The sequence below is a fragment of the Spirosoma migulaei genome, assembly GCF_054776855.1.
On record NZ_BAAHBG010000038.1, the window covers coordinates 1 to 20469 of the forward strand.

The 20469-nt window shown below is 48.3% G+C and carries 16 protein-coding genes and 1 tRNA gene; 12 read left to right on the forward strand and 5 right to left on the reverse strand.

The features are described from left to right. Nucleotides 1-151 precede the first annotated feature (151 nt). Together ACYVGO_RS33675 and ACYVGO_RS33680 are read right to left on the reverse strand one after the other, a co-directional pair. Nucleotides 152-235, reverse strand: a tRNA-Thr gene (locus ACYVGO_RS33675). A 144-nt stretch (nucleotides 236-379) separates the two neighbouring features. Continuing rightward, complete coding sequence (locus ACYVGO_RS33680) at nucleotides 380-2773, reverse strand: DUF349 domain-containing protein (RefSeq protein ID WP_460973113.1); 2394 nt, start codon at nucleotides 2771-2773, stop codon at nucleotides 380-382. A gap of 83 nt (nucleotides 2774-2856) precedes the next feature. Between ACYVGO_RS33680 and pdxH the strand changes: the two genes are divergently transcribed. The 5 genes from pdxH to ACYVGO_RS33705 all read left to right on the forward strand — a co-directional run bounded on the left by pdxH (nucleotide 2857) and on the right by ACYVGO_RS33705 (nucleotide 8204). Further along, nucleotides 2857-3498: a pyridoxamine 5'-phosphate oxidase gene (pdxH, locus tag ACYVGO_RS33685; protein WP_460973114.1), complete on the forward strand. Its 642-nt coding sequence runs from the start codon at nucleotides 2857-2859 to the stop codon at nucleotides 3496-3498. Nucleotides 3499-3651: 153 nt separating this feature from the next. Then, on the forward strand, nucleotides 3652-5220 hold the full coding sequence (locus ACYVGO_RS33690) for an MFS transporter (protein ID WP_460973115.1): 1569 nt from the start codon (nucleotides 3652-3654) through the stop codon (nucleotides 5218-5220). Between the two features lie 96 nt (nucleotides 5221-5316). Then, nucleotides 5317-5538 carry a DUF6814 family protein gene (locus ACYVGO_RS33695; RefSeq protein ID WP_460973116.1) on the forward strand — a complete coding sequence of 74 codons (222 nt, stop codon included), beginning with the start codon at nucleotides 5317-5319 and terminating at the stop codon, nucleotides 5536-5538. A gap of 97 nt (nucleotides 5539-5635) precedes the next feature. Next, entirely contained in the window at nucleotides 5636-7531 is a 1896-nt protein-coding gene (gene acs / locus ACYVGO_RS33700; RefSeq protein WP_460973117.1) for an acetate--CoA ligase, read from the forward strand. 91 nt (nucleotides 7532-7622) lie between these two features. Next, nucleotides 7623-8204: a Uma2 family endonuclease gene (locus tag ACYVGO_RS33705; protein WP_460973118.1), complete on the forward strand. Its 582-nt coding sequence runs from the start codon at nucleotides 7623-7625 to the stop codon at nucleotides 8202-8204. 72 nt (nucleotides 8205-8276) lie between these two features. Here the strand turns inward: ACYVGO_RS33705 and ACYVGO_RS33710 are convergent, their stop codons facing one another. Next, a complete protein-coding gene (locus ACYVGO_RS33710) occupies nucleotides 8277-8816 on the reverse strand; it encodes a hypothetical protein (protein WP_460973119.1) in 540 nt (179 codons plus the stop codon). Between the two features lie 216 nt (nucleotides 8817-9032). Here ACYVGO_RS33710 and ACYVGO_RS33715 point away from each other — a divergent pair, with 216 nt between their 5' ends. The 3 genes from ACYVGO_RS33715 to ACYVGO_RS33725 all read left to right on the forward strand — a co-directional run bounded on the left by ACYVGO_RS33715 (nucleotide 9033) and on the right by ACYVGO_RS33725 (nucleotide 11893). Further along, on the forward strand, nucleotides 9033-10805 hold the full coding sequence (locus tag ACYVGO_RS33715; protein ID WP_142773725.1) for an ABC transporter ATP-binding protein: 1773 nt from the start codon (nucleotides 9033-9035) through the stop codon (nucleotides 10803-10805). A gap of 185 nt (nucleotides 10806-10990) precedes the next feature. Further along, entirely contained in the window at nucleotides 10991-11398 is a 408-nt protein-coding gene (locus ACYVGO_RS33720) for a helix-turn-helix domain-containing protein (RefSeq protein ID WP_460973120.1), read from the forward strand. 111 nt (nucleotides 11399-11509) lie between these two features. Beyond that, nucleotides 11510-11893, forward strand: a complete 384-nt coding sequence (locus tag ACYVGO_RS33725; protein WP_460973121.1) for a VOC family protein — start codon at nucleotides 11510-11512, stop codon at nucleotides 11891-11893. Between the two features lies 1 nt (nucleotide 11894). On the opposite strand, the gene ACYVGO_RS33730 is transcribed toward ACYVGO_RS33725, so the two are convergent. Then, entirely contained in the window at nucleotides 11895-12476 is a 582-nt protein-coding gene (locus ACYVGO_RS33730; protein ID WP_460973122.1) for a Uma2 family endonuclease, read from the reverse strand. 109 nt (nucleotides 12477-12585) lie between these two features. Then, a complete protein-coding gene (locus tag ACYVGO_RS33735) occupies nucleotides 12586-14085 on the reverse strand; it encodes a DUF952 domain-containing protein (protein ID WP_460973123.1) in 1500 nt (499 codons plus the stop codon). A gap of 276 nt (nucleotides 14086-14361) precedes the next feature. Here ACYVGO_RS33735 and ACYVGO_RS33740 point away from each other — a divergent pair, with 276 nt between their 5' ends. The 4 genes from ACYVGO_RS33740 (at nucleotide 14362) to ACYVGO_RS33755 (ending at nucleotide 20438) form a co-directional block, all read left to right on the forward strand. Further along, nucleotides 14362-16932 carry a DUF7133 domain-containing protein gene (locus ACYVGO_RS33740; RefSeq protein ID WP_460973124.1) on the forward strand — a complete coding sequence of 857 codons (2571 nt, stop codon included), beginning with the start codon at nucleotides 14362-14364 and terminating at the stop codon, nucleotides 16930-16932. Nucleotides 16933-17095: 163 nt separating this feature from the next. Beyond that, a complete protein-coding gene (locus ACYVGO_RS33745) occupies nucleotides 17096-18154 on the forward strand; it encodes a sugar phosphate isomerase/epimerase family protein (RefSeq protein WP_142773719.1) in 1059 nt (352 codons plus the stop codon). A 62-nt stretch (nucleotides 18155-18216) separates the two neighbouring features. Then, nucleotides 18217-19002, forward strand: coding sequence for an SDR family NAD(P)-dependent oxidoreductase (locus tag ACYVGO_RS33750; RefSeq protein WP_460973125.1), 786 nt, complete (start codon nucleotides 18217-18219; stop codon nucleotides 19000-19002). Nucleotides 19003-19103: 101 nt separating this feature from the next. Beyond that, entirely contained in the window at nucleotides 19104-20438 is a 1335-nt protein-coding gene (locus tag ACYVGO_RS33755; protein WP_460973126.1) for an MFS transporter, read from the forward strand. Nucleotides 20439-20469: the final 31 nt, after the last annotated feature.

The following is a 20469-nucleotide window of genomic DNA, read 5'->3' on the forward strand; positions in this document are numbered from 1 at the left end:
TTTGATTAATTCACAAACCTAAAAAAATACAATGCCCTCCACAACTTTTGGAACTGATCCATTATTTTCGCATTGAGCGACTCGGCGGAAGCATATTGCAAGTACATAAAAAAGCCACTTAACATTTTTGTTAAGTGGCTGATTATCAGTGAGCCAGTGGAGGGATTCGAACCCCCGACGCGCTTGCGCATCCTGATTACAAATCAGGCGGAATCGACCGCTATCCGACACTGGCAACAATCAATCGACTCGTTTCCGAATCGTGATGCAAAAGTAAGGAATTAGAGACTTTTGTGCAAACTAGTTCTAGAAAAAAACTAAAAAGAGTGGCCAGATTTATAACCAGACCACTCTTTTTAGTTGTCAAACGATCTCTACCTTATGCCTGAGCTACGCGCAACTGATGCCGAAGGTCGTCTAATTGCTTTTCAGCTTCAGCAATTTTCTTATCGATATCCGCACGAAGTTTATCGGCATTCTTCGACCGGGCGAAGAACTCAATATTATTCCGATAGGTCGCAATGTCGTTTTCGATGGCCGTAATGCGCCGACGGATATCGCTCTCGCGTTTGTTGCCAGCGTCGCCACCACCCCGATTGAAATCCCGATCGCGATCGCGTCCACCGCCACCACCGCTGTTCCGGGAACCACCAGGACGGGTTGCTTCGGCTTCACTCTGAAGCATAATCCGTTCCTTATCTTTGGCCGGAATCTTGCCTGTTGCGCCAACCAGTGCATTTACTGCGTTGATATAACGCTTCTGCGTCGACTGCATGTCCTTTTTCGGGACAAAGCCAATGGCGTTCCATTCCTTCTTGAACTCATTCAACTGAGACAAGTCGGCGTTGGCGTTGGCCGCGGCTTCGATCCGTTCGATGAGGGCAATTTTTTGTGTAAGGTTGCCTTCAAACTCGCGTTCGGTTTCCTGATTTTTCGAGCGCTTTTTATTGAAGAACGCATCACAGGCGGCTTTGAACCGGTCGAAAATAGTATTCTTCTGCTTCTCAGGAACCTGACCGATATTCTTCCATTGACGCTGTAGCTCAATGACGGTCTGCGTAATCTCGGGCGACTCTTCGCCAGCAGCCAGAATTCCTTCAACCTGCTCGCAGAGTTGAACTTTAGCCCGCAGATTTTCTTCCCGCTTGCTTTCCAGCTGGCGGAAAAATTCGCCTTTATTATGGAAGAATGTCTTTAACGCAGCCCAGAATTTTTTGCTGAGTTCCTTGCCTTCCTCGCGGGGCATCGGGCCTTTAATGGCATTCCAACGATCCTGAAGGGCCATCACCGCCTTGGTTTTGTCGTTCCAGTCATTAATACTGTTCGACGCAAACGAGGTAATGGGTACTAGTTCTTCATAGATCGCTGATTTCTCTTCATACAATTGGGCCGACTCTTTCCGTTGCTCGTTTGTCTGTCCACGACGTTTATCGTACAGGACATCCAGAGCGGCTTTCATCCGACCCCAAAGCACTTCCTGTTCTGCTTTTGGAGCAGGACCAATGTGCTTATATTCTTCAAATAACGCATTGGCCTCATCGATGGTTTGCCGGGTTACGGGCGTTTCCTCCGATGATTTCGCCATGGCTTCGACCTTTTCAATAACCTCCGTTTTCAGGCTGGTATTGCGTTTGCGGTCAAGCTCTTTTAATTCAAAGTAGATATTACGATTGCTGTAATACCGATCAACCAACGCATGGTAAGTTGCCCAAAGGGTAGCGTTGTGGGGCGAGTTCATGTTTCCGGCCGATTTCCAATCGTCCTGAATTTTCTTGAACTCGTTCCAGCTTACTTTAGGATCACCGGCGTTGTTTTCATCGGTTTCAACCAGTTCACGCAGGCGGGTCAGCAACTCCGTTTTCGATGCGAAGTTGGTTTCCTTAGCCTTATCTAAATTCTGGAAGTATGTATTTTTCTGGCTCTTGATCAGCTTATACAGCTCATCGAACCGGGAAACAGCATCATCATATTTGTACTCAAAACCTTCTTCAGCACCTGTTTCAGCCACATAAGCCTGTAGGGCTGCTTCCCGCTCCGCCCGCTTCATCTGATCGAACAACGGCTTAACCTCCTTCAACACCAGATCCGCTTTCTTAAAATCGCCGGGGGTAACAGAGGCCGTACTAATGGCCGCCATTTGTGTCTCGAGCAGATTAACAAAATCCGACTTAGTAAACTGGCTATAATCAACGGCAGAGTGACTCGACGCGTCATCGTCAACATCTGACACGTCGGCATACTGTGCTGAAATTTCCTCACTGATTTCTGGTGAAACCGGGGATTCGGGCGCAGTCGCTTCTACAGCAGGGGCCTCAACAGTCGCTTCCTCAGTAACAGAGGTATCATCAGTTTCGGCAACCGGCTCCTGTACAGGCGCACTGACTGCCGTTGGCTCGCTGGGTGTTTCAGGAGATGGCTCAGCACTAGCTTCAACTTCTGGGGTTTCAGCTACGGGCACAGCCGTATCAGTCGGGGCAACCTCAGCTGCCTCGGTACTGTTGTCCGAAGAAACGATAGATTCACTACTGTCGACAGGCGTATCCGTTGAGGGCGTTGTTATAGTAGGATCACCCACTGCATCAGGCTGCGTTTCGGCAGTCAATGCTGGTTCGGCTTCGGCCAATTCTGGCGTAGCCTCACTACCCTCGATGGATGCATCAGGGGTGACCACAGCGGGTGTTGTGGTATCTTCGGGAATATGCACTGCCAGCGATCCATTAGCCTCTTTGGTGGTTTCTGGCTGCTGGTTAATTTCCTGTTCTTGGTTTGCCATGTTGGGAACGTACCGATTACTTTTGCAAAAGTACGATAAAATGCGAATTTTCTTCTAGTACAGCCTTTAAACAAGCCCACAGAATGTCATCAGCTATCAGTGACTTACGTAATGAATACACATTAAGCGGTTTAGACACTGCCGACGTTGCCCCAGATCCGATTACTCAGTTCCGGCAATGGTTCGATGCTGCGTTACAAGCTGGGGTTCCGGAGCCCAATGCCATGCATCTCAGCACCGTGACGGCAGAGGGTCGTCCGGATGGACGAATCGTTCTGTTGAAAGATGTGTCGAATGAAGGGTTTGCTTTCTATACAAATTATGAAAGCAGAAAAGGTCGTGAACTTACGCAACATCCGTTCGCAACACTCACTTTTTTTTATCCCGAACTTGAACGTCAGATTCGTATTGAAGGTGTAGTAGAGAAAGTAAGGCCCGAAGAATCAGACGCTTACTTTAGCAGCCGCCCGCGTGGGAGTCAGATTGGAGCATGGGTATCGCACCAGAGTAATGTGATCGACAGCCGTGATGTATTGGAAGATCGCCAGCGTGAATTGGAAGCCCAGTTTGCCCATAAACCCGTTCCCCGACCGCCTTATTGGGGTGGTTTTCGGGTTCTACCCGATGCCATCGAATTCTGGCAAGGTCGCCCCAGCCGACTGCATGATCGGATTCGCTATAAAATCGTAGATGGAAACTGGCAGATTGAACGGCTGGCCCCTTAATTTTTCTAAACACGGAGAAAACAGAGGATACACGAAGAACACAAAGTTTTTTAAAACTCAGTGATCTCTGTTTTCTCCGTGTTTAAATTTTACGGTAAAAACTCTTCACGAACCGCTTTACCAGCCTATACGTCTTCCTTCTACTCTTAATGTATGGCTAAACATCGAGCCAAAGCGAAACCACTTGTTGATAGTCGAACCCTGTTTAGTGTCATCTCGGCCTCGTCCGTTGGCACACTCATCGAATGGTACGATTTCTATATCTTCGGTAGCCTGGCGGCTATTCTATCATCGCAGTTTTTTCCAAAAGATAACCCCACGGCGGCCTTACTTTCTACTCTGGCAACCTTTGCCGCTGGCTTCGTTGTACGCCCATTTGGTGCTCTGGTATTCGGGCGATTGGGCGATCTGGTTGGCCGGAAATACACCTTTTTAGTAACGCTGGTTCTGATGGGGGGCTCAACGTTTGCCATTGGGCTGATACCGGGTTATGCGACCATCGGTTACTGGGCGCCCTTACTGGTTCTGTTGCTTCGATTAATCCAGGGATTAGCACTTGGGGGCGAATATGGCGGAGCGGCTACCTATGTGGCAGAGTACGCACCCGCAGGCCGACGAGGTTATTACACAAGTTTTATCCAGACAACTGCGACATTAGGCTTATTTGTATCGCTGGGCGTGATTATGCTCACGCGGGAATCATTGGGCGTCGATAAATTTTCGGACTGGGGCTGGCGGGTGCCGTTTCTATTGTCGATTGTGTTGGTGGGCGTATCCATTGTCATTCGACTACGTATGGCCGAATCGCCTTTGTTTTCCAAACTAAAAACGGAAGGTACGCTCTCAAAAAATCCGCTGGCCGAGAGTTTTGGCAAGAAACAAAACCTGAAAATGGTGTTGCTAGCCTTGTTTGGAGCCACGGCGGGTCAGGGGGTTATCTGGTATACCGGTCAGTTTTATGCGCTGTCGTTTATCCAGAAAGCCTGCAACATTGAGTTTGTGCAGTCGAATATGATCGTCGCGATTGCGTTACTGGCCGCAACGCCCTTTTTTATTGTTTTTGGTGGATGGTCGGATCGAATTGGCCGTAAGCCGATTATGCTGGCCGGTATGGCACTGGGTATCCTGACGTACCGGCCAATTTATGATAAGCTATACAGTCTGGCCGACTTAACCCAGAGACAGGAGTTCGTTGATGCCCAAACGATTGACCGAAAGCTGGCAAAGCTGGACAATGGAGGCACATTGGTGACTATGACGACAACTCATTTTTATGAAGATGGGTTAATTGCGAAAGACATCGAAAAAACCGTTACGGCAACACCCAAAGGTCAACCGGGCAAGCCAGAACTGACAAAATCTGTCACATTACCCCGAGCTAGTTTCTGGCTGATGGTACTCCTGATATTTGTGCAGGTCGTGTATGTCACGATGGTATATGGCCCTGTGGCTGCGTTTCTGGTCGAGTTGTTTCCAACCCGGATTCGCTACACCTCCATGTCCTTACCGTACCATATTGGCAACGGTATTTTTGGGGGACTAACCCCATTCATTGCAACAGCCCTGGTTGCGACGGCTACCAAAGCCAATGAAACGGTACCAGGTTCTGTGGCGAAACCTTATCTGGAAGGACTCTGGTACCCGATTCTGGTAGCCGGTGTTTGTTTTGTGATTGGACTGGTGTATTTGAACAACAAGAGTTATACGACGGCAGAGGATTAACGGTTTTTAGTATTTGGTTTACGGTGGCCGACGCACGAGACTACAGATGCGTCAGCCACCATAAACCAAATACTGAAAACCATAAACATAAAACATATGGATTCACTCAAAAAATACTTCGGCATTATCTGGATACTTCTCGGTATTTATGTCGGCTATGATCGCATTACCGATAGTCTGACCAAAATTGGCAGCGACAAACTCGAAGACCGTGTATTCGGCTGGGTAATCCTCTGCGTGCTCGTACCTATTGTTGTGGGCGGATTGATCCTGTTTGGGAAATATGCGCTGGATGGAGAATATAAATCTAGAGAGTGAAAGAGGGAAAGAATGAAAGAGTGAATAGATTTGCGCCACCTTTTTGCGTGTGCGATTTTATTCATTCGCTCATTCACTCTTTCGCTCATTAATCATTATGCGTATCCGAACCTTTGACGAGTACCAAACTGCTTATCAGAAAAGTGTTGATGATCCCGAGGAGTTCTGGGCCGAAATTGCCCAGAATTTTCAGTGGCGTAAACCCTGGACCAAAACCCTGCAATGGAACTTCAACGAACCCAATATCAAGTGGTTCATTGGCGGCAAACTTAATATTACTGAAAACTGCCTCGACCGACACCTGGCTGAGCGAGGTGATCAGCCAGCTATTATCTGGGAACCCAACGATCCGAATGAAGCGGGCGTTACACTTACCTATCGGATGTTGCACGATCAGGTGTGCCGCTTTGCCAATGTGCTGAAACGCAATGGCGTTGTGAAGGGTGACCGAGTGTGTATTTACATGCCGATGGTGCCCGAACTGGCTATTGCGGTGCTGGCCTGCGCTCGTATAGGGGCTGTCCACTCGGTGGTATTTGGTGGTTTTTCGGCGCAAAGCATTGCAGACCGGATCAATGATGCACAATGTAAAGTGGTCGTTACGGCTGATGGTTCTTACCGGGGAAATAAAGAAATACCGCTCAAAAGTACCGTAGACGATGCCCTGATTGGTTGCCCAAGCGTTCAGAAAGTGATCGTTATGACGCGCACCCGCACACCCGTATCGATGCTGAAAGGTCGCGACATCTGGTGGGAGCAGGAACTGAAGCAGGTGACTGCCGATTGCCCTGCCGAAGAAATGGACGCCGAAGATATGCTGTTCATTCTGTACACATCCGGCTCAACGGGCAAGCCAAAAGGCGTTGTGCATACCTGCGGAGGTTACATGGTTTATGCTACTTATACCTTCCAGAATGTATTTCAATATGAACCCGGCCAGGTGTTTTTCTGCACCGCCGACATTGGCTGGATTACCGGACACAGTTATATTGTATACGGCCCGCTGGCATCTGGCGCGACTTCGGTGATTTTTGAAGGGGTACCCACCTATCCTGATTGTGGTCGATTCTGGGACATCACGGACAAACATAACGTCAATATTCTCTACACGGCACCAACGGCCATTCGGTCGTTGATGGGTTTTGGCCTGGACAAAGTGGAGAATCATGACCTGAGTAGTTTGCAGGTATTGGGCTCGGTCGGTGAACCGATCAATGAAGAAGCCTGGCATTGGTATGATGATCACATCGGCAAAAATCGCTGCCCGATTGTCGATACCTGGTGGCAAACTGAAACCGGTGGCATCCTGATTTCGCCCCTGGCAGGCATTACCAAAACTAAACCAACCTTTGCTACACTTCCACTACCGGGCGTTCAGCCAATTCTGGTGGATGAAAACGGGAAGGAAATTGAAGGGAATGGTGTGAGTGGTAATCTCTGCATGAAGTTCCCCTGGCCAGGCATTCTGCGTACCACCTACGGTGACCACGAACGCTGCCGCCAAACCTACTTCGCGACTTATCCGGGCTTATACTTTACCGGTGATGGTTGCCTGCGAGATGAAGATGGGTATTACCGCATCACGGGTCGAGTCGACGATGTGTTGAATGTTTCGGGCCACCGCATTGGCACAGCCGAAGTCGAAAACGCCATTAATATGCACACAGGCGTGGTGGAGAGCGCCGTAGTCGGTTACCCGCACGACATCAAAGGCCAGGGCATTTATGCATACGTAATTACGGATCAGCAACCCGATGGTCATGATGCCGAACTAACCAAGCGCGACATTCTGGCGACCGTAACCCGTGTCATTGGGCCTATCGCCAAGCCCGACAAAATCCAGTTCGTAACGGGCTTACCCAAAACGCGCTCCGGCAAAATCATGCGCCGAATTCTGCGTAAAATTGCGGAGGGGGACACGGGTAATTTAGGCGATACCTCGACGCTACTTGATCCTGCGGTGGTGGATGAAATTAAAGCGGGAGCGATTTAAGGTATACGGTTTTCGGTTTACACTTTTCGGTTACGCCGGGCGGAGACGTCCGGTGTTTTTTTGTTTATCTTTGGTCGAAAGACGCATAAACATGGCAACTATAGTCGAAGTACGCAATGAGCGCTATGGGATTCCAAAGTACGCCGGTAATATCATGACGAAGGCGGATTTTCTAGGCTGGGAGTCTGACGATAATTACGTCTATGAATTCAGCAACGGCGTACTTGAGCCCACCACTGGCATGAGACAAGAGGAAATGGCAATAATTCAGCGTATAACACGACGTTTTGCCCAAACGATGGCTTATCAGAATGATGCAGAACTGATGCCGGAAATTGAGGTTTGGGTTTCAGAAAAACAAATGCGCCGACCTGATCTCTCTTTCTACACAAGTGAACAAATTGCCGCATCAAAAAAACGCGATCCTATAATGCCCAGCTTTGTAGCTGAAATTGTTTCAGAAAATGACGATGCCCGGAAGTACATAAAAAAACTACATGAGTATTTTCAAGCGGGTGTACAGAATGTCTGGCTTGTTTTCCCGGATGATTATACAGTATACGTTTATACCTCACCCAAAACGGTTACCATTTGTACCGACAACGATGTGTTAAGCGCAGCCCCTGCTTTGCCTGAGTTGCAGATGACTGTGACAGAATTGTTTCGACGTTGATCGAATAAATAGGTGCTGAGATAATAAGCGTTTACCTCCTAAACCGTTTGCTGAAGCTTGTACAATCCCTCCTCACTTCACCTTCACAATCTCCCCGAAGTAGTTCATGAACAGCGTAAAATCCATCGTCTTTTTGCTGTCTGGGTTCAGTAGATGCATAGTCAGCGTGATGTAACGCTGGCCGTTGAAGGTGGGTTTGTAGATGACTTTTTGCAGGATGGACTGCTTGATGGCGTCGTCGCTTTTGGTAAAGTAGAGTAGATCGTCTTTGAGTAACGTCCGCTTAAATTGTTGACTTCCTGATTTTTTTGTGGCCAGCACCGTAATAGCATTGTCGAAATAGCATCCAGTGGACGCCTGTATGGAACTGGTGTCCTGATCGAGTGTCAACGTGACTTTTAGCGATTTACCCGACTCCTGATACACATCCGCTTTGCCTAATTTATCCGCGTCAACAACCGATTGGCAGTTCTTGGGTTTGGGGGCTGGTGCCGCCGTGGAATCTGTAGTGGTGGTGGTAGATTGGACAGTGGCGTCCTGTTTCTTTTCAGAGTTTCCACCACAAGCCGTTAATAGACCGAGAGCAAAAAGGAGTAGAAAGGTGTTTTTCATGAAATAAAGGGGTGGCTTAACCGCAAAGAGCGCAAAGGTATCGCAAAGATTGCAAAGAAATATTGCTTCGCGTCCTTTGCGAAATCTTTGCGCTCTTTGCGGTTAAACCACCATTTAGATGACCTAAAATGCTCCTTTTTGTGTTTCATTCATGAAGGCAGTCCGGTAGTATGTACGCCCGGTTCATCAACGTCTTGCTCTACCACCAACTCATTTATGCAACTACTTTACAGTTATTTACGGCGTTATTGGGGCCTCTTGGCTCTTGCGCTCTTATTAGCAGCAATCAATCAGATTTTCTCGCTGCTCGATCCGTATATCTTCCGCAAAATCATTGATCAGTACGTCGTTAAACCGGGCGGCACACTCCGGCCGTTAGGGTTCTGGGGATTCCTGAAAAACGGGGCTGGGCTCCTGATTTTGCAGGCACTGGGCGTGGCAATGGTGAGTCGCATCGCCAAAAACTTCCAGGATTATTATGTAAACGTAATTACCCAGCGGCTGGGTGCACAACTCTATACCGATGGCCTTCGTCACTCACTCGACCTCCCCTACCAGGTATTTGAAGATCAGCGATCGGGCGAGACACTAGGGAAGTTACAGAAAGTTCGAACTGATGTTGAAAAGTTAATTCAATCGTTTGTGAATGTACTATTTACATCGGTTGTGGGCATTGTTTTCGTGATGTGGTATGCTGCCACAGTGTACTGGCCTATTGCACCCGCTTATTTTCTGACTATCCCGCTGCTGGGTTTTGTGAGTTCGCTGCTAAGCAAAAAAATCAAGACCGTTCAGAAAACGATTGTAGCCGAAACTACTGCGCTGGCGGGTTCAACGACCGAGAGTCTGCGCAATATTGAGTTAGTAAAAAGCCTTGGTTTGGCCCAACAGGAAACCGAACGGCTCAATGCCACGACCGGAAAAATCCTGAAGCTGGAACTCAAAAAAGTACGCTACATCCGGTCGCTGTCCTTCATTCAGGGAACGTTTGTGAACTTGCTCCGCAATGCCATCATGCTGCTTATGCTATTTCTGGTGGTGCAGGGTAAGATTACCGTGGGTGAGTTTTTCTCCCTGTTCATCTATTCGTTCGCCATTTTCGGTCCCTTGCAGGAACTGGGCAACATCATCAATGTTTACCGCGAAACGGAAGCCTCGCTGGCTAATTTCCAGCAAATCCTGGATACGCCCCGGGATGTGCAACCCGTCCATCCTCAACCCGTTAAGACCCTCAAAACACTTGCCTTTGAGGACGTTCATTTTAAGCACCTCACTGCTGATAAACCCGCTCTGGATGGTATTTCCTTCGACGCGGAGGTTGGAGAGACCGTAGCCTTTGTGGGCCCCAGTGGTTCAGGGAAAACGACACTTGTGAAGCTACTGGTTGGTTTGTACAAACCGCTGAGTGGCCAGATTTTGTACAATGGTATTCCCGGCTCTGAGGTAAACCTGGATGAGTTACGCGAGCAAATCGGCTTTGTGACGCAGGATACGCAGCTTTTTGCCGGAACCATCCGCGAAAACCTTCGCTTCGTAGCTCCAAATGCCACCGATGAAGAATGCCTGACAGCTTTACATCAGGCAGCTGCCGACTCGCTGCTTTCCCGAGCTCCGCTAGGGCTCGATACGGTTATTGGCGAAGGCGGGGTAAAAGTGTCCGGGGGCGAAAAACAACGGTTGAGCATTGCCCGTGCGCTACTCCGGAAACCTGCTTTACTGGTGTTCGACGAAGCCACATCGGCACTTGACTCACTGACCGAAGAAGAAATTGGTCGAACCGTTCGCGACTTATCGGGTTCGCGCCGACACATCACGATCCTGATCGCGCACCGGCTGAGCACCATTCTACACGCCGACCGGATTTTTGTACTGGAACAGGGCCATGTGGTTGAGCAGGGGCGTCATAGCGAGTTATTAGCACAAAAAGGCCTTTATTATGCCATGTGGCGGCAACAAATTGGAGAGCGTAAAGATCTGGTGGCTGTTTAAGAACATTGATCGCCTTCGCAACGTCAAGTTAAATCCCGATGGTCATCTGTATGTTCCGGTTGATGCCAGTGGCGCAATAAACTTGTTTGTCAAACTACACAAACCCGCTGGGCATGAGGTCTGGCGGGTTTTGTGTAATTGGTAGTGTAGACAAAGAAATCAGCTAATAACCGCGTTTATCAAACATGACTTTCTACCATCAGCAGGTCCTGAAAATGAGAGATGAACTCTACGCAAACGAGGATTTGTGCAACCAGATAATTCGGGCAAAGCTGTTTATGGACAGCCAATTGGAACGTAGTTTAAATCTTGATGCTATTGCTCAGGAAGCGTCGTTCTCAAAATTCCATTTCATCCGACTCTTTAAAAACATGTACGGTCAAACCCCATATCAATACCTGACAACCGTCCGGATTGACAAAGCGAAACAGCTTTTACGGATCGACAAACCCGTTCAGGACGTCTGTTTTGCGGTTGGCTTTGAGAGCACAAGTTCATTTACAGGGCTTTTTAAAAAGATGACGGGTTCAACGCCTACTGCATTTATCGAGAAGGCTGTATCCAATCGTAATCGTATTGATAGAGCGAAATAGCAATTTTCGAGAAGTGTCTATTTAATTTCGTTCTGATCTTTGCGGTCTCGGTTGGTAAGGCTACATGAGTGCCAGCCAGCAATGATTTCGCACAAGAAAAATTGAAAAAGGATGAAGATTAAAGTAACGAGCCTATTGGTGGATGATCAAGAAAAGGCCCTTGCGTTTTATACGGAGGTACTGGGTTTTGTGAAAAAAACAGAGGTTCCACTGGGTGAACATAAATGGCTGACCGTTGTATCAGGCGAGGAGAGAGACGGTGTCGAGTTACTCCTTGAACCTATGGCTTTCGAGCCCGCCAGAGTCTACCAAAAAGCCTTGTTCGACGCCGGAATTCCATTGACTGCGTTCAATGTAGACGATGTCCAGCTTGACTATGAACGGTTAATAAAACTTGGCGTGGTATTCAGTATGAAGCCGACAACGATGGGCCCGGTAACTCTGGCTGTATTTGATGATACCTGCGGAAATAATATTCAGCTTGTGCAGGTATAAATTACTCTTCTAAAATCTCCGCCAGCACCGTTTCAAAACCTACCAGTACCTCTTCACCGGAAAGTTTTTCGGTGAAGAGTTTTGTTTCTGTAGATTGGTTCGGACGGTAGATGTAGGTTAGTTTTTCATCGGGAGAAACAAGCCATGCCAATCGGACTCCATTCAAAATCCATTTTTCCATTTTTGCTTTAACAGCGTGCAGATTGTCAGAGTCACTGGCTAGTTCCAGGACAAAGTCAGGAGCCAGGTATGGAAATGAGTGTTTCTCTTTTTTACTTAACGCATCCCATCGTTCCCGCCGAATCCAGGCTACGTCAGGGGCTTTCATCGACTTATCTTTTAGGAAGAAACCACCGCTTGAATCAATTACTTTGCCAGCTTTGGTTTTACGGTTCCAGATACCGAATTCGGTATTTAGTTCACTGTTGTTAGAACTCGTCAGAAGGTGGGTTGGAGACATGTTAATGTACAAAATCCCGTTCTCATCACGCTCAATGTTCAGTTCAGGATTGGCCAGGCAGAACCGGACTAATTCCTCATCGGTGAAGTGATCGATTTGGGGTATGTGTAGGGGCAATTGCATCGAAGTAAGCGTTTACGGCTATTGACAAATTTACTGAATCAGACCAAGCAAACAAAATAGATGATTTTTGCTCTTTTGTTTACTTCGTCGGGGCTCTAAAAAAGAGATTTCACTTCTTTAGGGTTTCCGTATAGGTTTCCCACGAGCAACTCTCCAGAAACATGTGGCCTTCAATTACGTTCGTTGCTGCCCCATCCGAAATCGAAAGCGTGGCTGTCCCCCCAACCGTTCCCCAAACCTGGCTCGGGTTAGGGGAGGGAAAGCAAACCAGGGTTTCGGCCTCAGCAGGGCTCATTATCAGCCGAAATGTGAGGTTGTCATGATGAAAGGAAATCTCTCCACCCGTTAGCAGTTTGGTATGATCGGGGCTGGCATAGGTTCTGTTTGTCAGGGTGTATTCCTTGCTAATCAGGTGGAAGCCGGATCGTATAATCTGATCGCCCTGCTGAAGGTATATATAGCTACCTGGGGTCCCGAAAATATTCCAGCCATCGCCCGCAAAGTGATACCAGGTCCAGCTTCCTCCCTGACGTGCAGGCGTATCGTCCAGCCTGCCTTGTTCATGATATGCCTGCCCTGAAAGTTGGGATTGAAAGTCGCCCCAAGAAAGTGATCCAGAAACGGTACTGTTAGGAATCTGGGAAACATAGCTGAAGCCTGGTGAATTTACAGGTGCTCCGGTTAGTACAGTGTGCAGGAATCCAGGCATTACACCCGTTGGGAAAGCGGCAAATGGAGGTTGCGTGGGTGTAATTGTAAACGTACCGGTTACTTCCGGGAAATTTACCTGAATCAAGAACTGGTTATTATCAGAGTCGCCAATTGCCCGAATCACTAAATGGGATGGAATTTCCAGGTGGTTGGCTGAGGTTTTCAGTTTCGACTGAGGAACCGTGGTTGTAAATCGTTTTACAACGCCTTCTTTTGTTTTAAGTGAGATCGTAAACACTGAATTTTTCGCCTTGTCGGGGCTACTTTCTTCCCACCAGTGTTGCGGAATGAACGCCATCACGACAGAGCTACCATCCTGGAGAAAAAAATCGAAATACCACCACTGAAGCTGGACTTTAGGCCGCTGGAAATTCCGGATCTGAAGTTTATGAAACCGCTCAGGGTTCTGCCATTCCTGGTAACTGAGAAATTTATTGACAAGGCTGTTAGGGATTAACTTAGCGCTGAGTCGTTTGAGGAAAGGCTCTCTGGGCAAGTTGAAGTTCCCATCCTTATTGGGTAGAAAGGGATATACCTTCTTCACCAATGTTCGCGAAAGATCGCCATAGTAGTGCGGGAGTGAGACGTTGATGCCGGGAACACGATCCCATTTCAAGCGAGGGTCAGCAGCCGACACCGCGAGTTTCACTAGAAGCAAATCGTTCTGAGCCTTATAAAGAGCACGAGCTGTCGGAATCACCTGTTCGGGTGTTAAAAGAGGAATAAAGCCGTCGCTGGAAAAGATCGCAGGGTGGTAACTACTCTTTGTCGACTGGGCAAGCCAATCCGCTTTCCTGACAATATAATAAAGTGTTTCTGATGCACTAGCCACGCTGATCGTCACCACCTGCAGGAGCGCAAACAGAAAAATAGGGATAACAGTAGTGCGTTGACTCATAGGCGCATGCCGGATTTCATAGGAATACTCTTTCAAAATAGAATCTACCAGAATCTTAGAACAAGTAAATCAGTAAAACTACGGTCAAAATACACATATAGTTTTCGCTGGCTTTTGAATGAAGGTAAAGTTTCCCGAAACACGTATAAACAACGCCATTCAACAACCCGTCTCAGAGACCAATTAAGTTTTGCAAAAGCGTCCAATATCGATATGGAATGTAAGTAGTATCTTCTTAATAATGCTTTATCATCCTATAATGCCAATTTCTGCCTCATGGTTAAGCCCGCTTATTACATTAGCTTGATTAGTGCTGGCCTGTTGTGTCTGCTCAGCTTTAAAACGAACGTACGAACTAGGCTGAAAGAGGGCCCCTCGCCAGTAAAAACGCCAGCCCAAGAACAGGCCACGTTTCAGCTTGAACCGGGCCTTTCTATTCAACTTGTTGCGTCTGAGCCAATGGTTCAGGACCCGGTTGCCATCACCTTCGATGAACATGGCCGACTCTGGGTGGTTGAAATGCGTGGTTTCATGGCCGATATCAACGGCGACGGTGAAGACAAACCCGTTGGGCGCGTTTCGGTGCTCGAAGATACGAATGGCGATGGCCAGATGGATGTCAGCAAGATTTACCTCGATAGTCTGGTTATGCCCCGAGCTATGGCCTTTGTGCCAGGAGGAGTACTGATTGCTGAAAACGGGGCCTTATGGCTTACGAAAGACCTGAATGGTGATCTGAAAGCGGATACAAAAACCGTTGTTGATCCAACCTATGCGGCTAGTGGGCTACCCGAACATGCACCCAATGGTCTCTGGCGTGGGTTGGATAACTGGTACTACAGCGCGAAATCACGTCTTCGGTATAAGCTGATGGACGGAAAGCCTGGCGCGACCCAGTGGCAAAAGGACAGTACCGAATTTCGTGGACAATGGGGAATCAGCTATGATGACAAAGGCCGGTTGTTTTATAACTATAACTGGTCCCAGCTTCATGCCGATCTGGTGGCACCCAATTACCTGTCCCGAAACAAAAACCACAAACCAACGACTGGTATCGACTACGGACTGACCATTGACCGTCGGGTGTACCCGATCCGACCTAATCCGGCGGTGAACCGGGGGTATATACCTGGAACGCTGGATAAAGAAGGGCACTTGCTGGAATTTACGGCCGCTTGCTCGCCACTTGCCTACCGGGGAACAGCCCTGCCTGCGGCCTATTATGGCAATGCGTTCGTCTGCGAACCCGCCGGTAATCTCATTAAACGCAATGTGGTGGAAGAAAAAGGGCTGCTGATTACAGCGCATGACCCGCACCCTGGCACCGAATTCCTGGCGTCGACGGATGAGCGGTTTCGACCCGTTCATATGGCTTCTGGGCCGGATGGAGCCCTTTATATCGCTGATATGTATCGTGGACTTATCCAGCATAAGGCGTATGTAACACCCTACCTGAAGGAGCAGACACTTGCCCGTGAACTAGATAAACCAGTCAATCGGGGACGTATCTGGCGCATTGTTCCGCAAAACTGGAAAGCCCAAAAGACGAAGAAACTGTCGGATGAATCACCGGATGAACTTATCGCTGAATTGTCGAACCCCGACGGTTGGCATCGGGATATGGCCCAGCATTTATTAATTGATAAGAATGATAAGAAAGTTGGCCCGGCTTTAACAAATCTGGCGTTGAAAGGTGATCAGCCCCAGGGACGTTTCCATGCTTTATGGACGCTGGATGGACTAAAACTCAGTAAACCCGATGTACTGGCTGGCTTGGTTGCGGATCAGAACGCGCTTGTTAGTTCAACGGCACTTCGGCTACTCGAGCCGTTCGCGAAAACAGATAAAACCGTTCGGGCTAAATTGGGCGAGCAACTACTAAGCAGATGGGAAAACGCGCCCATTGAGCTTATCTTACAGATGACCTTTACGGCTGGTGTGCTCGACCAACCCATTGCCCAGCAACTCCTGGCGAACATTGTCGGGCGATATGGCGAATCGGCTCTGATTCGGGATGCAGCCATGAGTAGCCTTCAGGATCAGGAGTTTGCCTTATTACAGCGTCTGGTTAAATCCCCACAATGGCAGACGCATGAACCTGCGAAAGAAATTTTTCTGGAGATGCTGACGACCTCCATTGTTCGAAAGCGAAACCCTGCCGAGTTGACGGCATTATTAACGCTTTTAGACAGTCATAAAGAATCGTTTGGCTGGCAGGAGAAAGCCATACTGACCAGCATGTCTATTGCGGGGAGCAGCAAAATGAAGCCGATAAAACTTGCTGCTGCTCCCAACTTGTTAGCCAAATCCAGTGCCAAAATTGATCCATCCCGACTGGCATCCCTGGAAACGATGTTTGAATGGCCAGGGCACGTAGCGGCAAAAAGCAGCTCAGTGAAAAAGAGTCTGCTAAATGACGAGGAGCAAAAACTATTTGCCTCTGGCAGACAGCTTTACCTGAATACCTGTTCGGGTTGTCATGGTACGGATGGAGCTGGACTCTCTCGATTTGGCCCGCCTTTAATTGGATCAGACTGGGTGTTGGGCGACGAAAAAAGACTGGCATTAGTCCTGCTTCACGGGATGGAAGGGCCTGTCGAAATAAACAAGCGAGTCTACGATGCCCCCGAAATACTCCCGGTTATGCCCTCTCACTCCACCATGGACGACGCGTCGATCACGTCTATCCTGATGTATATCCGAAACGAATGGGGAAACAACGCGGGCCCGATTGGCAAACGGACGGTGGGTATGACCCGCGTTTTAGCCCAGGGACGTGTAGTGCCCTGGACGGCTAAAGAGTTGAATAAATATATTCTGGAGACACAAGCCGCCAGTGCGAAATAAAAAAGTCATTGATTGTCAAGAATTGTCATTCGTAGTCATGTATTGCTGAGCGTGGCAGGTTAGTTTATCGAAAAACGCACGACAATGGCTGACGACGAATGACAATTCTTGACAACCAATGACCACGCCTGACCATCAATGACAATACTTGACCTTTACCAAAATGGATAGACGAGATTTTATGCAGAAAGCCTCCGTTGGGGCCATGGCGTTATCCTTTCCTACAGTCCCGGAATTCTTTGCCGATAAGCGGATGGGCATTGTGGTACACTCCTACTGGATGCGGTGGAACTCAAAAGTGGAAAGCCAGAAGTATCCGGCTTTCACCAACGCCCTTGAACTGTTAGATCATTGCAGTCAGCTCGGAGCAGGTGGTGTTCAGGTGATTGTCAATGGCTGGTCAGCCGATTTCGCCAAAAAGGTACGCGAGAAGCGTGAGAAGTTAGGCCTCTATCTGGAAGGGTCGATTGGTTTACCCAAAAAAACCGAGGACGTTCCAAAATTTGAGCAGGACGTGATCAATGCACGAGAAGCTGGAGCGCATGTGCTACGAACCGTTTGTTCGAGTGGCCGACGGTATGAAACCTACCATTCTCCCGCGGCCTTCGACGAGTTGAAAAAAAACGCTCTGGCTTCGTTGCAATTGGCCGAGCCCGTTCTGCGCAAGTACAAAGTCAAATTGGGCGTCGAAAACCATAAAGACTGGCGCGCACCTGACCTGGTAAATCTCCTGAAACAGGTCAATAGCGAATGGATTGGCGTAACTCTCGATTTTGGCAATAGCATGGCGCTACTGGAAGATCCTATGGAGGTTGTGCAGACGTTAGCTCCTTACGTGTTCAGTACGCATGTTAAAGACATGGCGTTGGAGGAATACCCCAATGGATTTCTGCTATCAGAAGTGCCTATGGGAAAGGGTATTCTGGACCTGAAAAAGATGGTTGAAATCTGCCAGAAGAGCAATCCATCTGGTACGTTCAGCCTGGAAATGATCACGCGCGACCCACTGGAAATACCCTGTTTGACCAATGCCTATTGGGAAACGATGGGCTCCGTACCCGGCTCCGATCTTGCCCGAATGCTACGGATGGTGCGGGAACATAAATATCCCGGCGGACTACCCAGAGTTAATCAGCTAAGCCCAGATGGTAAATTGGCGCTGGAAAACGACAATATAATTGCCTGCATCAAATACAGTAAGGATACATTAGGACTCAACTAAATAGGTTCGCGCAGTGATAGCTAAAGCACAGTTTATTTCTGCGGGAAACACCAATCCAAAACATGAGTAAAGAAATACTTCCAGGAATTAGTCAATTCAATCTGAGTGGAAAATCGGCCATCATTACCGGTGGCTCAAAAGGGTTAGGTTTAGCGATGGCCGCCGGGCTGGCTTCGGCAGGTGCCAATGTGATGCTGGTTAACCGTAATGCGGAGGAAGGGGCAAAAGCCGCGCAGGAACTAAGCGAGGATTTTGGTATTACAGCCATTTCCTTTAGTGCCGACATTGCCAATCAGGAGCAAACGGAAGCAATGGCTCAACAGGCAATGGATACGTTTGGCCAGATCGATATTCTCATCAACAGTGCCGGAATCAACATTCGAGGGCCCATTGATGAGCTAACACCAGACGATTTTACTAAGGTGATGGAGGTGAACGTAACGGGTACCTGGCTGTGTTGCAGGGCTGTAACGCCATTTATGAAAAAAGCCGGACGAGGTAGTATTATCAACCTGGCCAGTACGCTCGGCCTGGTTGGTTTGTCTAATCGAACGCCGTACACATCCAGCAAAGGGGCTGTTGTTCAGATGACGCGTGCCCTGGCGCTGGAACTGGCTCCGTTTAATATCAACGTCAATGCCATTTGCCCAGGTCCGTTCCTGACCGAGATGAACCTGCCCATTGCCGACACCGAAGAAGGTAAAAAGTTTGTGGTGGGCGCAACGGCTTTAGGCCGCTGGGGTCATTTGCGCGAAATTCAGGGAGCCGCCATATTCCTGGCCAGTGATGCCGGAAGCTATATGGTTGGTTCGATGCTAACCGTTGATGGCGGCTGGACAGCCAGATAATTTACGATTTACGGTATTCGGTTTACGGTGGGCTGGCGCAATAAAAGGCTGACGCGCCAGCCCACCGTAAACCGAATACCTAAACCCCCTAAACCAAAAAAATGGAACAGTTAAGCGGCAAAGCTAAAGCAACCCGGGTACGATACGGAATGCTGGCACTCGTATTCGTTAACGTAGCGATTAGTTATCTGGACCGCACCAATATTGGGGTTGCTGCGTCGGCCCTGGGTAAGGATCTGAACCTGTCAAAAATAGAGATGGGCTATATTCTATCCGCTTTTGGCTGGGCGTATGCGGCTTTGCAGATTCCCGGCGGATTAATTGCCGATCGGTTTGGGCCTCGTATTTTGTATGCGTTCTGTTTGATTACCTGGTCGATTGTAACACTAGCCCATGTACTTGTTCGAGGCATTGCCAGTCTGTTCTTTCTTCGGCTGGCCACCGGCACGCTGGAAGCGCCTTCGTATCCCATCAATAACCGGGTAGTCACTCAATGGTTCCCCAATAATGAGCGAGCGTCGGCCATTGCCATGTATGTGTCCGGGCAGTTTATTGGCCTGGCTTTTCTGAGTCCAATTTTGGCTATGGTTCAGGTGTATGCAGGCTGGAGAGGATTGTTTATCGGTACAGGTCTGCTTGGGCTGGTTTGGGGAATTATCTGGTACCTGTTCTATCGGGACCCGCTCGATAGCACGAATGTAAATAAAGCTGAACTGGATTATATTGAAGAGGGAGGAGGTTTGTTCAGAGCTAAAGATCAAACCAAGGGCCAGGCCACTATCTGGCAATGGTCCAATATAAAACTGATTTTTTCGAGCCGGACACTATGGGGTGTTTATATCGGGCAGTTTTGTGTCAACGCTACGCTCTGGTTTTTTCTGACCTGGTTTCCAACCTATTTGGTGGAATATCGACATTTAAGCTTTATCAAATCGGGCTATCTGGGGTCAATACCATTTCTGGCGGCCTGTGCAGGTTTATTACTATCCGGCTTCCTATCCGATTGGCTAATCAGTCAGGGGAAATCGGTAAGCCTGGCCCGAAAAGCACCCATTATTATTGGGTTTATTTTATCGTTAAGTATTGTTGGCGCTAATTACACGGACAATAATACTTTGGTCATCTTTTTCCTGTCATTCGCCTTTTTCGGGATCGGCATGGCCCTCATTTCCTGGATATTTGTATCGACTCTCTCTCCTAAACATCTGATTGGCTTAACGAGTGGTGTATTCAATTTTATGGGCAACCTGGCATCTATTGTTGTGCCAATTGGGATTGGTTATCTGATACAGGGCGGGAGTTTTAAGCCTGCTCTGGTCTTCATTGGTACAATCGAATTTATTGGTGCCTGCTCGTATATTTTCCTTGTCGGTAAAATTGAGCGAATCGAGTCCCCAATTCAGGCCGATATTAACGAAGGAAAACTAGTATCATAACAAAGGGGTTTAAACACAGAGCCACAGAGAA